At 62.3% G+C, this 15,961-nt stretch carries 11 protein-coding genes and 3 pseudogenes; 10 read left to right on the forward strand and 4 right to left on the reverse strand.

The genetic code is table 11. From position 1 onward, the window contains the following. Window positions 1-115: 115 nt before the first annotated feature. The 6 genes from purM to ACZZZP_RS16945 all read left to right on the forward strand — a co-directional run bounded on the left by purM (window position 116) and on the right by ACZZZP_RS16945 (window position 7,287). Complete coding sequence (gene purM / locus ACZZZP_RS16920) at window positions 116-1,174, forward strand: phosphoribosylformylglycinamidine cyclo-ligase (protein WP_463383526.1); 1,059 nt, start codon at window positions 116-118, stop codon at window positions 1,172-1,174. Continuing rightward, window positions 1,174-1,845 (forward strand): phosphoribosylglycinamide formyltransferase, encoded by a 672-nt coding sequence (purN, locus tag ACZZZP_RS16925; RefSeq protein ID WP_463383527.1) that lies wholly within the window; start codon window positions 1,174-1,176, stop codon window positions 1,843-1,845. Before purM ends, purN begins: the two co-directional genes overlap by 1 nt. A gap of 8 nt (window positions 1,846-1,853) precedes the next feature. Further along, a complete protein-coding gene (locus ACZZZP_RS16930; protein WP_463383528.1) occupies window positions 1,854-2,564 on the forward strand; it encodes a DUF3108 domain-containing protein in 711 nt (236 codons plus the stop codon). Between the two features lie 372 nt (window positions 2,565-2,936). After that, on the forward strand, window positions 2,937-3,209 hold the full coding sequence (locus ACZZZP_RS16935; protein ID WP_463383529.1) for a hypothetical protein: 273 nt from the start codon (window positions 2,937-2,939) through the stop codon (window positions 3,207-3,209). Window positions 3,210-3,310: 101 nt separating this feature from the next. Continuing rightward, the gene (locus tag ACZZZP_RS16940) at window positions 3,311-4,951 is read left to right on the forward strand and encodes a VRR-NUC domain-containing protein (protein WP_463383530.1); all 1,641 of its coding nucleotides are present in this window, start codon (window positions 3,311-3,313) and stop codon (window positions 4,949-4,951) included. Next, window positions 4,936-7,287 carry an ATP-dependent DNA helicase gene (locus ACZZZP_RS16945; protein WP_463383531.1) on the forward strand — a complete coding sequence of 784 codons (2,352 nt, stop codon included), beginning with the start codon at window positions 4,936-4,938 and terminating at the stop codon, window positions 7,285-7,287. Before ACZZZP_RS16940 ends, ACZZZP_RS16945 begins: the two co-directional genes overlap by 16 nt. A gap of 123 nt (window positions 7,288-7,410) precedes the next feature. Here ACZZZP_RS16945 and ACZZZP_RS16950 read toward each other — a convergent pair whose 3' ends face one another. Then, window positions 7,411-8,235, reverse strand: a complete 825-nt coding sequence (locus ACZZZP_RS16950; protein ID WP_122493952.1) for an HDOD domain-containing protein — start codon at window positions 8,233-8,235, stop codon at window positions 7,411-7,413. Window positions 8,236-8,347: 112 nt separating this feature from the next. Continuing rightward, window positions 8,348-9,230, reverse strand: a pseudogene (locus ACZZZP_RS16955) (helix-turn-helix domain-containing protein). A gap of 128 nt (window positions 9,231-9,358) precedes the next feature. Here ACZZZP_RS16955 and pobA point away from each other — a divergent pair. Both pobA and ACZZZP_RS16965 read left to right on the forward strand, forming a co-directional pair. After that, a pseudogene (gene pobA, locus ACZZZP_RS16960) lies at window positions 9,359-10,545 on the forward strand (4-hydroxybenzoate 3-monooxygenase). A 318-nt stretch (window positions 10,546-10,863) separates the two neighbouring features. Then, window positions 10,864-12,835, forward strand: a pseudogene (locus ACZZZP_RS16965) (sigma-54-dependent Fis family transcriptional regulator). 8 nt (window positions 12,836-12,843) lie between these two features. On the opposite strand, the gene ACZZZP_RS16970 reads toward ACZZZP_RS16965, so the two are convergent. Together ACZZZP_RS16970 and ACZZZP_RS16975 are read right to left on the reverse strand one after the other, a co-directional pair. Continuing rightward, window positions 12,844-13,836, reverse strand: coding sequence for a GlxA family transcriptional regulator (locus ACZZZP_RS16970; RefSeq protein WP_463383535.1), 993 nt, complete (start codon window positions 13,834-13,836; stop codon window positions 12,844-12,846). Beyond that, window positions 13,814-13,984 (reverse strand): hypothetical protein, encoded by a 171-nt coding sequence (locus ACZZZP_RS16975; protein WP_463383536.1) that lies wholly within the window; start codon window positions 13,982-13,984, stop codon window positions 13,814-13,816. The genes ACZZZP_RS16970 and ACZZZP_RS16975 overlap by 23 nt, the downstream gene beginning before the upstream one ends. Window positions 13,985-14,058: 74 nt before the next feature. Between ACZZZP_RS16975 and choX the strand changes: the two genes are divergently transcribed. Together choX and cdhC are read left to right on the forward strand one after the other, a co-directional pair. Next, complete coding sequence (choX, locus tag ACZZZP_RS16980) at window positions 14,059-14,991, forward strand: choline ABC transporter substrate-binding protein (RefSeq protein ID WP_463383537.1); 933 nt, start codon at window positions 14,059-14,061, stop codon at window positions 14,989-14,991. 74 nt (window positions 14,992-15,065) lie between these two features. Further along, window positions 15,066-15,953, forward strand: coding sequence for a 3-dehydrocarnitine:acetyl-CoA trimethylamine transferase CdhC (cdhC, locus tag ACZZZP_RS16985; protein ID WP_463383538.1), 888 nt, complete (start codon window positions 15,066-15,068; stop codon window positions 15,951-15,953). Window positions 15,954-15,961 lie beyond the last annotated feature (8 nt).

The raw sequence follows: 15,961 nt of genomic DNA on the forward strand, positions 1-15,961 counted from the left end.
GGCAAGCCTGATAAAATCGCGCGCCTTCGCAGACCGTGCCTCTTCTGCGCGCTGGCCAAGTGCCTACGCCTGTCTCGGTCGCTCCCCGAACATCCCTTTCTAAAGGCCTGGATCTATGAGCAAGCAACCCTCCATTAGCTACAAGGACGCCGGCGTCGATATCGATGCAGGTGAAGCCCTGGTCGAGCGCATCAAAAGCGTGGCCAAGCGCACCGCGCGTCCGGAAGTGATGGGCGGCCTGGGTGGCTTCGGCGCCCTCTGCGAGATCCCCGCTGGCTACAAACAGCCGGTCCTGGTCAGCGGCACCGACGGCGTGGGCACCAAGCTGCGCCTGGCCTTGAACCTGAACAAACACGACAGCATCGGCCAGGACCTGGTCGCCATGTGCGTCAACGATTTGGTGGTGTGCGGGGCCGAGCCGCTGTTCTTCCTCGACTACTACGCCACCGGCAAGCTCAACGTGGATGTAGCTGCCACCGTGGTCACCGGCATTGGCGCCGGTTGCGAACTGGCCGGTTGCTCGCTGGTTGGCGGCGAAACTGCCGAAATGCCAGGCATGTACGAAGGCGAAGATTACGACCTGGCCGGTTTCTGCGTTGGCGTGGTGGAAAAGTCTGAAATCATCGACGGCTCCAAGGTGCAAACCGGCGACGCCCTGATCGCCCTGCCTTCATCCGGCCCACACTCCAACGGCTACTCGCTGATCCGCAAAATCATCGAAGTGTCGGGTGCCGACATCGAAACCGTTCAGCTCGAAGGCAAAGCCCTGACTGAACTGCTGATGGCACCGACGCGCATCTACGTCAAACCGCTGCTCAAGCTGATCAAAGACACCGGCGCGGTAAAAGCCATGGCGCACATCACCGGTGGCGGCCTGCTGGACAACATTCCGCGCGTACTGCCAGACGGCGCTCAAGCCGTGGTCGATGTGGCCAGCTGGAAACGCCCGGCCGTGTTCGACTGGCTGCAGCAGCAAGGCAACGTCAACGAAACCGAAATGCACCGCGTGCTGAACTGCGGCGTGGGCATGGTCATCTGCGTGGCTCAGGAACACGTGGAAGCGGCTCTGGCCAACCTGCGTGCCAGCGGCGAGCAGCCTTGGGTGATCGGCCAGATCAACGCCGGCGCAGCCGATGCCGAGCGCGTTATGCTGAACAACCTGAAAGCCCACTAATGCCAGACGCCTTGCCCTGCAACGTGGTGGTTCTGCTGTCCGGTTCGGGCAGCAATCTGCAGGCATTGATCGACGATCTCCACGGCGGTGCTGACGCGCAAGCGCACAGCCCCGCGCGGATTTGCGCCGTCATCTCCAACCGCAGCGACGCCTATGGCCTGGAACGGGCCAAGGCGGCCGGCATCGCCACCCATGTGCTCGACCACACCACGTTTACCGACCGCGAACAGTTCGACGCCGCGCTCATGGCGCTGATCGACAGCTGCCAACCGCAGCTCGTGTTGCTGGCGGGTTTCATGCGCATCCTCAGCGGCGCCTTTGTGCGGCACTACGAAGGGCGCTTGCTGAACATCCATCCTTCCCTGCTTCCGAAATACAAAGGCCTGCACACCCATCAGCGCGCGCTGGATGCTGGCGACCTCGAGCACGGCTGCACCGTGCACTTTGTAACGGAGGAACTCGACGGAGGGCCTCTGGTCGTACAAGCAGTTGTGCCGGTGCGCTCGGATGACACGGCGCAAACCCTGGCCAACCGCGTGCACGTCCAAGAACACCAGATTTACCCGCTCGCGGTTCGCTGGTTCGCCACCGGCGACTTGCAACTCACCCGCGAGGGGGCAATGCTCCACCAGCAGTTGTTACCGGCCACTGGCCATTTGATTCGAACCTAGGAGACTTTATGCGTCGCGCCTTGCTGTTCGTCCTCGCCGTGCTCACCCTGCCGGCGCAGGCCCTGGAGCTGAAACCCTTTTCGGCCAGCTACACCGCCGACTGGAAACAGCTTCCCGTTAGCGGCACTGCCGAGCGCAGTCTGCAAAAACAAGCAGACGGCCGCTGGTTGCTGAACTTCAAAGCCTCCATGTTGGTGGCCGGCCTTACCGAAGAAAGCGCCTTCCGCATCGACAACAACGCCTTCCTGCCACAAACCTACCGCTACGAACGCAGCGGCCTGGGCAAGGGCAAATCGGTTGAGTTGGACTTCGACTGGGAAGCCAAGAAAGTCATCGGCAGCGACCGTGGCGATCAGGTGTCCTTGCCACTCAACCGTGGCGTGCAAGACAAATCCACCTATCAAGTGGTGCTGCAAGCCGACGTCGCGGCCGGCAAAAAAACCATGAGCTACCAAGTGGTTGATGGCGGCGAAATCGAAACCTACGACTTCCGCGTGTTGGGCGAAGAGAAAGTCGAAACCATGGCCGGCAGCGTCGACGCCATCAAAGTCGAACGCGTGCGCGACCCGACCCAAAGCAGCCGCAAAACCGTGCTGTGGTTTGCCAAAGATTGGAATTACTTGTTGGTTCGCCTGTATCAGGTCGAGAAAGACGGCAAGGAATATCAAATCATGCTCAAAGACGGCAGCGTCGATGGCAAGGCAGTTAAGGGCAGTTAACGCCTGATCGATTGTGAAAAAAGCCCCGCCTTGTGCGGGGTTTTTTTGTGGGTTGTCCAAACACCCGCGTCTGCCGCAGCACTCTGGGTTCCAATCGTCAGACCGCCGCCTGCGCGCGAATGACGGAGGTCCATTTAATCTCCACCGTCATTCCCGCGAACGCGGCGGTCCGACGATTCGGAATCCAGAATCGTGAAGGTGCCGCCGTATCGCCCCCAAACCTCAATCCCCCCAACCACAAAACCCCGTCCTACACCTGTAGGAAAATATTCATTCCAAGACCCTTCCCACAAACAAACATCACCATCTGGCAGCAACCCTCAAACCCCTCTTAACTTCCCCGTGCGCCATCCAGCCCACGGAGTCACCGCCATGCCCGCACGCCTCGCCTCGCTGCTTTCCCTGTTCACCGCCCTGCCCGCCCTTGCCGACGGCGGCACGATCCGCTTCGAGGGCCAGATTATTGAAGCCGCCTGCACAGTCACCATCGAGCCCACTAAAACCGCAGCCAATATCCACGTAACAACCAGCGCCGCAAACGACGCCTGCTCGCGCGGCGCCCCGGCGTTTACAACCCAGGTCGGCTCGCTCGACGGCAGCCAAACCGATCTCGACAACCCAGTGATCACCATCACCTACAACTAACCGCCACCGCCACCGCCCTCGCCAAGCCACCGATCTATTTGTATTTGCCAGCGCGCCCGAGCGCTGGTATCTGTACATGCACACAGTGGTTTGGCGTACCGATGCATTCCCTCGACGATCCCCGTTTCTACTACCTGGCCAACTTTCACAAGGCGCTGGCCTGGCTTGCTGCGCGTTACAGCGACCTGCTGAGCGCCGACGAGGCGGCCTTCGTGCGCGTGTTTGTCGAGTTGCCGTTGCCTTCGCAAGCGCTGCTCACGCGGATGATCATGCGCAAAGGGCCGCACTTTCGCGCCAGCAAGCTCAGCTATGAAGAAATCGGCTGTCCGCGCCAGGCCGCCGAGCCGCTGCTGGCCTATGGCTGGGTTCATAACGAACACGCGCTGAGCCTCGCCGAGCTGTTTGCCTACCTGCGCAAAGACGAAGTGCTCAATCACTTCGGCGCCTTGCTGCTCACCCGCACGGCCAACAAGCCTCAATTGCTGGAACAGCTCGAAGAGCACTTGCCCGGCGAGCGCCCGTTCAGTCAGTGGTGCCCGGCGCTGGACGATCCCTTGTTAACCCTGGCCATTGGCGAACTGATCGACCGCCTGCGTCTGATGTTCTTCGGCAATCTGCATCAGGACTGGGTGGAATTCGTGCTCTCGGACCTGGGCATTTTCCGCTACGAACAGGTGGAGCTCAGCGCCGAGTCTCGCGGGTTTACCCGCCGTGAAGATGTCGACACCTATATCCACCTCTGGAATTGCCGCCAGCGCTTCGAGGCGGGCGAGCCTTTGGCCGAGGTGATTGAGCAGATCGCCGAGGTGCACACCGACAACCCGCTGCTTTTGGAGCGACGCGGCAAGCTGCTGTTCCGCATTGGCCAGCACTTGGAACGCCTCGGCGAGCTTGAACACGCCTTGGGGTTGTATGGCGTCAGCGGCTACCCGCAGGCGCGGCAGCGGCAAATTCGGGTGCTGGAACGCCTTAGTGATTTTGAACAGGCCCACGCCCTGGCGCAGCAAGCGGCCGCCGCGCCGGTCAATGATGCCGAGGCGCAACTGGTGGGCCGCGCGCTCACTCGGCTCAATCGGCAGTTGGGCCTGGCCAAAGCCAGCCGGCCGGCGAAGGTGGAAGCCGGGCTGATCGAACTGAGCTTGCCGTTCCATCCTGACTTCAGCGTGGAACAACGCGTGCAACTGCACCTGAGCGAAGACGGCGCGCCGGTGTATTACGTGGAAAACGCGCTGATTTGCAGCCTGTTCGGCTTGCTTTGCTGGCCGGCGATTTATGCGCCACTGCCGGGCGCGTTTTTCCACCCATTTCATGCCGGGCCCGTGGACTTGCTGCGCGCCGACTTCAGCCAACGCCGCGCCGCGCAGTTCGCCGACTGCCTCGACGCCTTGAATTCCGATACCTACCAGCAACGCATCCGCGCCACCTATACCGAGAAGTTCGGCATCCAGTCGCCCTTCGTTTACTGGGGCCTGCTCAGCGAAGAACTGCTGGACCACGCCCTGCTCTGCCTGCCCGCCGCGCACCTGCGCGCCTGGTTTCAGCGCTTGCTGGGCGACATCAAAGCCAACCGCGCCGGCATGCCCGACCTGATCCAGTTCTGGCCCGCTGAACAGCGCTACCGCATGATCGAAGTGAAAGGCCCCGGCGACCGCCTGCAAGACAATCAAAAGCGCTGGCTGGCGTTCTGCGCCGAACACGGTATGCCGGTGGACGTTTGCTACGTGCAATGGAGCGACGCGTGATCTATCAGGTGGCCGTGCGCGCCCTCTGCGAGTTCACCGCTAAACAGGGCGACCTCGACTTGCGCTTCACCCCCTCGCCCACGGCCCAGGAAGGCATCGCCGGGCACATGAGCGTGGTCGCCCGGCGCGGCTCGGGTTACATCGCCGAGCTGCCGCTGAGCGGCGAGTACGAAGGCCTGCTGGTACGTGGGCGCGCCGATGGCTACAACCCGGACGAGAACCTGCTGGAAGAAATCAAAACCCACCGCGGCGACATCTCGCGCATTCCGGAAAATCATCGGCTGCTGCATTGGGCGCAGGTAAAGGTGTACGGCGCCCTGCTGTGCCGCGAGTACGAGTTGGAAGAAGTCGACCTCGCCGTGGTTTATTTCAATGTGCTCACCCACAAGGAAACCAGCTTTCGCGAAACCTTCAGCGCCAGCGCCTTGCAGGCGTTTTTCGAGCTGCATTGTCAGCGCTTTATCACCTGGGCCAAGCAGGAACAGGCGCATCGTATCGAGCGCGACGACAGCCTCGGCGATCTGCGTTTTCCCCACGCCACGTTTCGCAGCGGCCAGCGCCAACTGGCGGAAGCGGTGTACCGCGCCGCCCGTGACGGCCACAGCCTGATGGCCCAGGCCACCACCGGCATTGGTAAAACCATCGGCACGCTGTTTCCCCAGCTCAAGGCATTTCCCGAGCAGAAACTCGACCGCCTGTTTTTCCTCACCGCGAAAACACCGGGCCGGCGATTGGCCCTCGATGCGCTCGAAACCCTGCGCGCCCAAGAACCGAAAATCGCCCTGCGCGTGCTCGAACACGTCGCCCGCGACAAAGCCTGCGAGCACCCCGACAAAGCCTGCCACGGCGACTCCTGTCCGCTGGCCAAAGGCTTCTACGACCGCCTGCCCGCGGCACGCAAGGCCGCCCTCGACAGCCAGTGGTTGAACCAGAACGCCGTTCGCCAGGTGGCCTTGGCGCACGGCATTTGCCCGTACTACCTGAGTCAGGAACTGTGTCGCTGGAGCGACGTGGTGGTCGGCGATTACAACTACTACTTCGACATGACCGCCCTGCTCTACGGCCTCACCCAGCTCAACGAATGGAAAGTGACGCTGCTGGTCGACGAAGCCCACAACCTGGTGGAGCGCGGACGCGGCATGTACAGCGCCGAACTGCAGCAAGCGCGTTTCAAGACCATGCGCGGCCTGGCGCCCAAAGCCCTGAAAAGCGTGCTGGATCGGGTGAACCGTCACTGGAACCAACTGCACAAAGATCAGGAAGCGCTGTATCAGGTGTACCCGGCCGCGCCGGACCTGTTCATCATGGCCCTGCAAAAAGCCGTGAGCGCGATCACCGACCACCTCACCGACCAGCCCACCGGCAACGAAGCCGAACTGCTGCACTTCTACCTCGACGCCATGCTGTTCTGCCGTCTGGCCGAAGTGTTCGGCCCGCACTCGTTGTTCGACATCAGCCGCCACCTCGGCCCCGGCGGTACCGCGCAATCGACCCTGTGCATTCGCAACGTGGTACCCGCGCCGTTTCTCGCCCCGCGACTGGCAGCGGCCCACAGCTGCACGCTGTTCTCCGCCACGTTGAGTCCCGCCAATTACTACGCCGACCTGCTCGGCCTACCGGAACACACGCCCTGGGTGGACGTGGAATCGCCGTTTTTGGCCGAGCAGTTGAACGTGCAGGCGGTGAGCAACCTGTCGACCCGTTATGTCGACCGCGAGCGTTCGCTGGCGCCGATCAGCGCGCTGATGGCCCGCCAGTTTGCCGAACGGCCGGGCAACTACCTGGCGTTTTTCAGCAGCTACGCCTACCTGGAACAAGTGCGCGATGAATTTATCGCCGCGCACCCGCTGGTGCCGATCTGGGTGCAATCGCGGCAAATGGACGAAGCCGAACGCCAGCATTTTCTCGACCGTTTCCACGCCGACGGTCAGGGCATCGGCTTTGCCGTGCTGGGCGGCGCGTTTGGCGAAGGCATCGACCTGCCAGGCAATCGCCTGATCGGCGCCTTTATCGCCACCCTCGGGCTGCCGCAAATCAACCCGATCAACGAGCAGATCAAGCAACGCATGCAAGCGATGTTCGGCAGCGGCTACGACTACACCTACCTGTATCCCGGTTTGCAAAAAGTGGTGCAGGCAGCGGGCCGCGTGATCCGCACCCAGCAAGACAGTGGCGTGGTGTATTTGATGGACGACCGCTTCAGCCAGGCGGCCGTGCGGCGGTTATTGCCGACGTGGTGGGAAGTGCAGCGGTGTCGGTTGCCGACGGTGGACGCGGTGGTTTGTAGGAGCGGCTTCAGCCGCGATGCGGTTGATCCTTACCCAACTGATGCATAACCGTTTCCAGGAATCGCGGCTAAAGCCGCTCCTACAGGGGCTGCGTAGTTTCCAGGAATCGCGGCTGAAGCCGCTCCTACAGGGGCTGCGTAGGAGCGGCTTTAGCCGCGATGCTGTTGATCGTTACCCAAGCAGCTCCGCAAACGCCTTGTCCGCTTCCAGCACGGCAGGCAATGCGGCAAACACGGCGTCCAGATCCAGCTCCTCCACCAATGGCCCGCTCAACGAGGCTTTGGCTTCTTCGGTGGCGCCGCCATGGGCTTTCATGGCTTCGGCAATCAGCACAGCTTGCGCCAGGGTTTTCGCCAGGGGCTGGTCGGCCGGCGCCTGTTGCGGATTGCCCTGCAGGGCAATGGCGGTCTGAATCAGTTTCGGCAGCTGCCAGCGACGCGCCAGTTCGGCGCCCACTTCCGGGTAGCCGAACCCTAACTGCAAGGTTTCATTGGCAGCGCGCCCAGCAGCGTTGGCGTGTTTGCTGTTGTTCAGTTGCGGGGCGTATTGCGGGGCGCCGGTTTGAATCAGCAGCTCGCCGATGTTGTGCATCATGCCGCAGGTGAAGGCGGTGTCGGCGTCCTGGCCGGCCTGCTTGGCCAGCAAGCGGCTGATACTGGCGACCTGAAAGCTGTGAATCCAGAAGCCTTTGAGATCAAACGTGGCGTCGGCTTTAAAGGCGCCCGTCACCGCCGAGGCCATCACCAGGGTACGCAAGGTGTTGAAACCCAGGCGCGAGGCGGCGTCTTCGATGCTGGTGGATTCACGTGCGCCGCGGTAGCGCGAGGAGTTCGCCAAACGCAGCACTTTGGCAGCGATCACCGGGTCCAGAGAGATATTGCGCGCCACGGCGTCCAGGCTGGACGAGGGGCTGTCAAATTGCTGAATCAGTTCCAAGGCCACCTTGGGAATGCTCGGCAGGGCGTGCAAGTCGGCAAACAGCGTTTCTATATCCATGAGCTCACTCTCAGTTAAACGGCGTGTAAGGACAGCATAGGCAAAGTTTTTCCGCGTACCGACACCGCGTATGGGCCACACCCTTGAAGCTAGCAAGGCGTCGCTGCCTGCGCTAGCGCTGAATCCGAAAGCCTTTGGGCGACAGCCCCGTGCCGCGCTTGAAGAAGCGCGAAAAAATAAGCAGGATCGGAAAACCCCAAACGGTCAGAGACCTGATTAACGGTCATGGCGCTGTAAACCAGGCAGCGTTTGGCTTCTAAAAGTAGCCGCTGATTGATCATCTGCAACGCCGATTGCCCGGCCAAACGTCGGCACAGCGCATTCAGGTGGGCGGTGCTGATGTTCAGGGCGCTGGCGTAATGCTCAATTGGCAGGTGTTCGCGGTAATGGGCTTCGAGCAAACGGGTGAACGCGTCGACATGCTCGCGCCCCCGGTCCGGCCCGTGCGCCAGCGATTGCGCCTGGGCGCGGCGACTCAGCGACACCAGCAACACGCTGATCAAAGACTGCAACATCACATCGCGGCCGCTTTGCTGCTGGTCGTACTCGGCGGCAATCGACTCGAACAGCGCGTCCAGATACCGCCCCTCGCTGCCGCCCTCGCGGTCGATGGCGAAACAGGCGGGCTGGCGCAGCACCTGGCTTTCCAGCGTGGCGGCGAGTTGCTCGGCCAAGGGTTGCGCCAGGCTGAGGATGTAGCCCTGCACATCGTCGGAAAAGCGAAAACCGTGCACACACAACGCCGGCACCACCTGCACCGAACTGCTGACCACGTCGACCAGCGAGCCCTCCACCTGCAACTGCGCCTGCCCCGATTGCACATACAGCAACTGCACCAGGTCGCCATGGCGGTGCGGTTTGATTTCCCAATGGTGCAACCGGCTGCGCGCCGGAATGGTTTCGCAATGAATCAGATCCGGCGTCGGCCAGGCCGCCGTTTCGCCATACAACTTGAACACCGGAACGGGGTTTTCAGGAGATTTCAGCACAACCATCACCCACGAAAAGTACAGAAAAGCGATTCGATATTGCCTTCCCCGCCACCCTTTAACCACAAAAAATACAGGAGTCATAAAAACAACTAAGTGCTCTCGCCCACCGCAGAGCTGCACAGGACAACGCCATGAAAACGCAGATCGCAATTATCGGTGCCGGCCCGTCCGGTTTGTTGCTCGGCCAGCTGCTGCACAAAGCCGGCATCGCCAACGTCATCATCGAACGCCAAACCCCTGACTACATCCTCGGCCGCATCCGCGCCGGCGTGCTCGAACAAGGCATGGTCGACCTGCTGCGCGAAGCCGGCGTCAACGAGCGCATGGACGCCGAAGGCCTGGTTCACGACGGTTTCGAACTGGCCTTCGACGGGCGCAGCGAACACATCGACCTCAAAGGCCTGACCGGCGGCAAAACCGTGATGGTTTACGGCCAGACCGAAGTGACCCGCGACCTAATGCAGGCCCGCCAGGCTGCCGGCGCGCAGACGTTCTACAGCGCCAGCAACGTGCAGCCGCACGACATGAAAAGCGCCCAGCCCCTACGTCACCTTTGAACACAACGGCGAAACCTTGCGCCTGGACTGCGACTACATCGCCGGTTGCGACGGTTTTCACGGCGTGTCGCGCCAGTCCATTCCAGCGGGCGTGCTCAAGGAGTTTGAGCGGGTTTACCCGTTCGGCTGGCTGGGCATCCTGGCCGATACCCCGCCGGTAAACGAAGAACTGATCTACGCCAACCACGAACGCGGCTTTGCCCTGTGCAGCATGCGCTCGCCCACGCGCACCCGTTATTACGTGCAAGTCGGTGCTGATGAGAAAGTGGAAGACTGGTCCGACGAGCGCTTCTGGGACGAACTCAAACAGCGCCTGCCCGCACCCGTAGCGGCGCGTCTGGTGACCGGCCCCTCGATTGAAAAAAGCATCGCGCCGCTGCGCAGCTTTGTCGTCGAGCCCATGCAGTACGGCCGCCTGTTCCTGCTCGGCGACGCCGCGCACATCGTGCCGCCGACCGGCGCCAAGGGCCTGAACCTGGCGGCCAGTGACGTCAGCACGCTGTACCGCATTCTGCTCAAAGTGTATGGCGAAGGCCGTACCGATTTGCTCGAGAAATACTCGGAGATTTGCCTGCGTCGCGTGTGGAAAGCCGAACGCTTTTCCTGGTGGATGACCTCGATGCTGCACCGCTTTCCCGACACCGATGCGTTCAGCCTGCGCATGCAGCAAACCGAGTTGGATTACTTCGTAAGCTCCGAGGCGGGACGCAAGACCATCGCCGAAAACTATGTGGGCTTGCCTTTACGAGGCGATTGAGTAATACCCGGTGCGAGGCTGCAACAGATGATTCAGCGTGCTGCGACAGGTGTGTCACTCCCGACGCGCCCTCTGCAAACGCCCCGCACGCCTTGCGCCGCGCTGGCTCGGGCCTCTTAGCCAGGCGCTGCGCTTTGGGCATGTCGCTTGCTGCTACCTTTGCATGCGACGGAAGGATGACTGCAAGCGACGACCCATCAGGCTATGGTTGTGTCACCTGCGCAGCGTCTGCCTTGCTCTTAAGCACGACATTCCGGCGCCGATTCATCACAAGAACAAGAGGCCGATTCGCCCCGCGACATCGGCCATCGGAAGTCCTGCTATGCCTTTGCATGCCGTGGAAACCAGCGCCAGTGAGCTGGCCGCTTTCGTCAGCGAAAACTTCCCCGAACGCGGTATTCGCCCCGACGGCGTTATCGCCCAATCCTGGTACCGCAGCGTTAACCAGCACCAGCTCAACCCGCGCGCGGTGAACGTCAAACACATTCTCACCGCCGAAGAAATTCGCCAGCATCAGCAGCAACATCAGGAGTATCTGGCTATCGCTAGCCAGGGCGTCAGCGGCTTGGCCAAGCGTGTGGTTCAAGCCGGTTTCGCCGTGCTGCTCAGCGATGAAAAAGGCATCACCCTCGACTCGCGCTTGCCCAATCAGCGCGATCTGTACACCCAGTCGGGGCTGATCGTTGGCGCACGCTGGGATGAGTCCGTGGCCGGCACCAATGGCATCGGCACCGCCTTGGCGGCCGAGCAGGCGATGACCATTCACCGCGAAGAACATTTCCTCACCTCCAACTTTCGCCTGGAGCTGCTCGGTGGCGCCGATATTCGATGCCCAAGGCCTGCTGCGTGGCTGCCTGAACGCCACCAGCCTGAACAGCGACGGCCCCAAAGAAGCGCAATACCTGACCCTGCAACTGGTGATCATGTATGCGCGGCTGATCGAGAACGCGCACTTCCGCCAGCGCTACCGCGACTGCCTGACCCTGGCGATCAAACCCCGCGACGACATCACCGACCTGGCCAACGAGCAGTTGCTGGCCATCGACGAAAGCGGCCGCATTATCGGCGCCAACCGTGCCGCCTTTGTGGCCTACGACCAGGCGCACAACCAGGCGCTGCTGGGCCGGCGTATCGACACGCTGCTGCCCGCCAGCGTGGATGAATTGCTGAGCATGACCAGCGGCGGCGCGCGCGGCGTGCAACTGCGGGCGTTGGTGGACGAAGCCTTGGTTGACGTGGGCCTGCGCATTCCCGTCGGCCGTGTTCGTCCGGCTCAGGCGAGCCCGGCAGCTGCCCGCCCGCTTGCCACGCGCAGCTCGGCTCAGCAGCATCCGCAACTCGACCAACTGGGCGGCAACGACCCGCAGTTGCAGCAAGGCGTGCGGCGTATTCGCAAGGTGCTCGACAAAGGCATCGCCGTGCTGATTACCGGCGAAACCGGCACCGGCAAAGAAGCCTTCGCCCGCGCCATTCACCAGGCCAGCGCGCGGCGCAGTGGACCGTTCGTGGCGCTTAACTGCGCAGCCATTCCAGAAACCCTGATCGAAAGCGAATTGTTCGGCTACCGCAGCGGCAGCTTCACCGGCGCCAACAAGAAAGGCATGAAGGGCAAGCTGGAACTGGCCAACGGCGGCACGCTGTTTCTCGATGAAATTGGCGACATGCCCGCGCACCTGCAAACCCGTTTGTTGCGCGTATTGGCCGAGCGGGAAATCACCCCACTGGGTGCCGAAACGCCGGTCGGCTTGGACGTGCAAGTGATGTCGGCCACTCACCAGCATCTGGCCGACATGATCAGCGCCAAGCAGTTTCGCGAAGACTTGTTCTACCGCCTCAGCGGCATGACGTTGCACCTGCCCGCCTTGCGCGAACGCAGCGACCGCGAGCAACTGATCGAGCACCTGTTGGCGGCGCAACCGGGCGCTCAAGGGCTGCGACTGGATGACCAGGCACGGGCGCGTTTACTCGGCTACGCCTGGCCGGGAAATATCCGCCAGTTGCTCAACTGCCTGCGTTACGCCGTGGCATTGGCCGAAGACGGCGTGATCGACAGCGACCGCCTGTCCGCCGAGCTACAAGGCGCGATCAGCCCAGCGCCCGTCTCCGTCGCCGCGCCGGCGAGTAACAACCTCGCGGAGCAATTGGACAGCGATGAAGTCCGCCACCTGTACGCCACGCTGCGTCAGCATCAATGGAACATCACCGCCGCCGCCGAGAGCTTTGGCATCTCGCGCTCCACGCTGTACCGCAAGATGAAAAAGCACGGCATCGTGCAGCCCAACGAGGTGTTTTAACAGGCGCCTCAGCCCAGCAGCGGCGCCAAGGTTTTGCGCGAGCGCGCCGGCACCGGGTGCCTGTCTTCACGCGGGCAACAGGCGAAGCGCGTGCGGTAGCAGCGGGAAAAATACGACTGCGATTCGAAGCCGCACGCCAGGCTGATTTCCAACACGCTCATGTCGGTTTGGCGCAGCAGCTGCCGGGCTTTTTCCAGGCGCAAGCGCAGGTAGAAATTCGACGGCGTGTCGTTGAGGTACAAGCGAAACAAGCGCTCCAATTGCCGCCGCGTCACCTGAATGCGCTCGGCCAATTCAAGGGTGTCGAGCGGCGGTTCGGTGTGGCGCTCCATATCGCCAATCACCTGCACCAATTTGCGGTTGCTGATGCCGTAGCGCGTGGCGATTTCCATGCGCTGGTGATCCTGACGCGGACGAATGCGGCTGAGCACAAACTGCTCCGACACCTGCACCGCCAGCTCGGCGCCGTGGGCCTGGGCGATCAGGTCGAGCATCAGATCAATCGAGGCCGTGCCGCCGGCGCAAGTGATGCGCGAGCGGTCCACTTCGAATAATTCCTGAGTCACATGCAAGCGCGGGTACGACTCTTTGAAGGCATCCAGCGCTTCCCAATGCAGCGTCACGGTGTGGCCGTCGAGCAGGCCGGCTTCGGCCAATACCACGGCGCCGGTGTCGATGCCGCCAAGCGTAACGCCCTCGCCATCCAGGCGTTTTAGCCACCGCGCCAGCGCCGGGCTGTAGGCCTGCAACGGCTCAAAACCGGCCACCAGCAGCAGCCGCGCCGTACGCGCGAGCGGCGCCAGGCCGCTGTCGGCATTGATCGACATGCCATTGCTGGCCAATACCGGCCCGCCGTCCAGACTCATCACCTGCCACCGGTACAAATCGGCCTGAAAACGGTTGGCCACGCGCAACGGCTCAACCGCCGACAGAAAGCCGAGCATGGAAAAGCCAGGCAGCAGCAGAAACCAGAAGTCTTCAGTAACTGGAGTCGAAGGCATGACGCGGCTCGGCAAGGGAATAGTCGTGGCTTACGCCGTTGCGGTGGCGTTGGCAATGCAGCAGGTCGCCTGAGTACAAATGCGGGTCGCTACCGTGTGATTTTGCCGCCTGCGCTGCCGGTAATTTGGCCCACAGCTGGCAAGGCATCGCTGGCTCCACTCGACAACAAGTATTCCCGTCAGCACCGCGCTGGCGAGGAATCAGCCACATGAGGAACACCGATGAAGACCGTACTCAGTTGCTGTTTGTTAGTGCTCGCCAGCCAGACCGCTTTCGCCGCCGACCCGGCCTCGTGCAAGAACGTGCGCCTGGGCGTGGTCAACTGGACCGACGTGATCGCCACCAGCGCCATGACCCAAGTGCTGCTCGACGGCCTGGGCTATGAAACCAAGCAAACCAGCGCCTCGCAGCAAATCATTTTCGCCGGCATCCGCGACAAACGCCTGGACCTGTTCCTCGGCTACTGGAACCCGATCATGACCCGCACCATCACGCCGTTTATCGAGGCCAAGCAGGTGCGTGTGCTCGACAAACCCAGCCTTGACGACGCCCGCGCCACCCTCGCCGTCCCCACCTACCTGGCCGACAAAGGCCTGAAAACCTTCGCCGACATCGCCAAGTTCGAAAAAGAGCTGGGCGGGAAAATCTACGGCATCGAACCGGGCTCAGGCGCTAACACGCAGATCAAGGAAATGATCGCCAAAGACCAGTTCGGCCTCGGCAAATTCCAGTTGGTGGAATCCAGCGAAGCCGGCATGTTGTCGGCGGTTAGCCGTGCGGTGAAACGCAAGGAAGCCGTGGTGTTTTTTGGCTGGGCGCCGCACCCCATGAACGTCAACCAGGACATGACCTACCTCTCCGGCAGCCAGGACGCCCTCGGCCCGGACGAAGGCCGCGCCACCGTATGGACCGTTACCGCGCCCGACTACGCCAGCCGCTGCCCGAACGTCGACAAACTACTCAGCAACCTGCATTTCACCGCCGCCGACGAGAGCCGCATGATGCAGCCGTTGCTCGACCACAAAGACCCGCTCGAATCGGCAAAACAATGGCTCAACGACCACCCGCAAGACCAGCAACGCTGGCTTGAAGGCGTGACCACGCTCGACGGCCGCCCGGCCAGCGAACACCTGAAACTCAGCACCAACCCCTGACCGCCCACCAACCGCTGCGCAGCCAACCGTGACTGCGCAGCGGCTTGCCCTGCCTGCTTGTTGAAGGACATGCCATGAACCACGACGTGATTATTACCTGCGCCCTGACCGGTGCCGGCGACACCACCGGCAAAAGCCATCTGGTGCCCATCACCCCCAAACAAATCGCCGCCGCTGCGGTGGAAGCGGCCAAAGCCGGCGCGACGGTGGTGCACTGCCACGTGCGCGACCCCGATACCGGCAAATTCAGCCGCGACGTGGCGCTGTACCGCGAAGTGATGGAACGCATCCGCGAAGCCGACGTAGACATCATCGTCAACCTCACCGCCGGCATGGGCGGCGACCTGGAAATCGGCGCGGGCGAAACGCCCATGGAATTCGGCCCCAATACCGACCTGGTCGGCCCCCTCACCCGCCTGGCCCACGTGGAAGAACTGCTGCCGGAAATCTGCACCCTGGACTGCGGCACGCTTAACTTCGGCGACGGCGACACCATCTACGTTTCCACGCCCGCCCAACTGCGCGCCGGGGCCAAACGCATCACCGAGCTAGGCGTGAAAGCCGAGCTGGAAATCTTCGACACCGGCCACCTGTGGTTCGCCAAACAGATGATCAAGGAAGGCCTGCTGCACGACCCGCTGTTCCAACTGTGCCTGGGCATTCCCTGGGGCGCGCCGGCCGACACCACCACCATGAAAGCCATGGTCGACAACCTGCCCGCCGACTGCATCTGGGCCGGCTTTGGCATCGGCCGCATGCAAATGCCCATGGCGGCACAAGCCGTGCTGCTGGGCGGCAACGTGCGGGTCGGGCTGGAAGACAACCTGTGGCTGGATAAAGGCGTGCTGGCCAGCAATGGCGCGCTGGTCGAACGGGTCAGCGAAATTCTCACCCGCCTTGGCGCACGCATTCTGACGCCGGCCGAGGGCCGGGCAAAAATGAACCTCAGCCGTCGCGGCTGACCTGCTTT

The organism is Pseudomonas sp. AC211 (genome assembly GCF_979258055.1).

Coding starts and splice junctions, on each gene's coding strand:
- purM (WP_463383526.1), top strand. CDS start 116: ATGAGCAAGCAACCCTCCATTAGCTACAAGGACGCCGGCGTCGATATC.
- purN (WP_463383527.1), top strand. CDS start 1,174: ATGCCAGACGCCTTGCCCTGCAACGTGGTGGTTCTGCTGTCCGGTTCG.
- ACZZZP_RS16930 (WP_463383528.1), top strand. CDS start 1,854: ATGCGTCGCGCCTTGCTGTTCGTCCTCGCCGTGCTCACCCTGCCGGCG.
- ACZZZP_RS16935 (WP_463383529.1), top strand. CDS start 2,937: ATGCCCGCACGCCTCGCCTCGCTGCTTTCCCTGTTCACCGCCCTGCCC.
- ACZZZP_RS16940 (WP_463383530.1), top strand. CDS start 3,311: ATGCATTCCCTCGACGATCCCCGTTTCTACTACCTGGCCAACTTTCAC.
- ACZZZP_RS16945 (WP_463383531.1), top strand. CDS start 4,936: ATGGAGCGACGCGTGATCTATCAGGTGGCCGTGCGCGCCCTCTGCGAG.
- ACZZZP_RS16950 (WP_122493952.1), bottom strand. CDS start 8,235: ATGGATATAGAAACGCTGTTTGCCGACTTGCACGCCCTGCCGAGCATT.
- ACZZZP_RS16970 (WP_463383535.1), bottom strand. CDS start 13,836: ATGCCTTCGACTCCAGTTACTGAAGACTTCTGGTTTCTGCTGCTGCCT.
- ACZZZP_RS16975 (WP_463383536.1), bottom strand. CDS start 13,984: ATGCCTTGCCAGCTGTGGGCCAAATTACCGGCAGCGCAGGCGGCAAAA.
- choX (WP_463383537.1), top strand. CDS start 14,059: ATGAAGACCGTACTCAGTTGCTGTTTGTTAGTGCTCGCCAGCCAGACC.
- cdhC (WP_463383538.1), top strand. CDS start 15,066: ATGAACCACGACGTGATTATTACCTGCGCCCTGACCGGTGCCGGCGAC.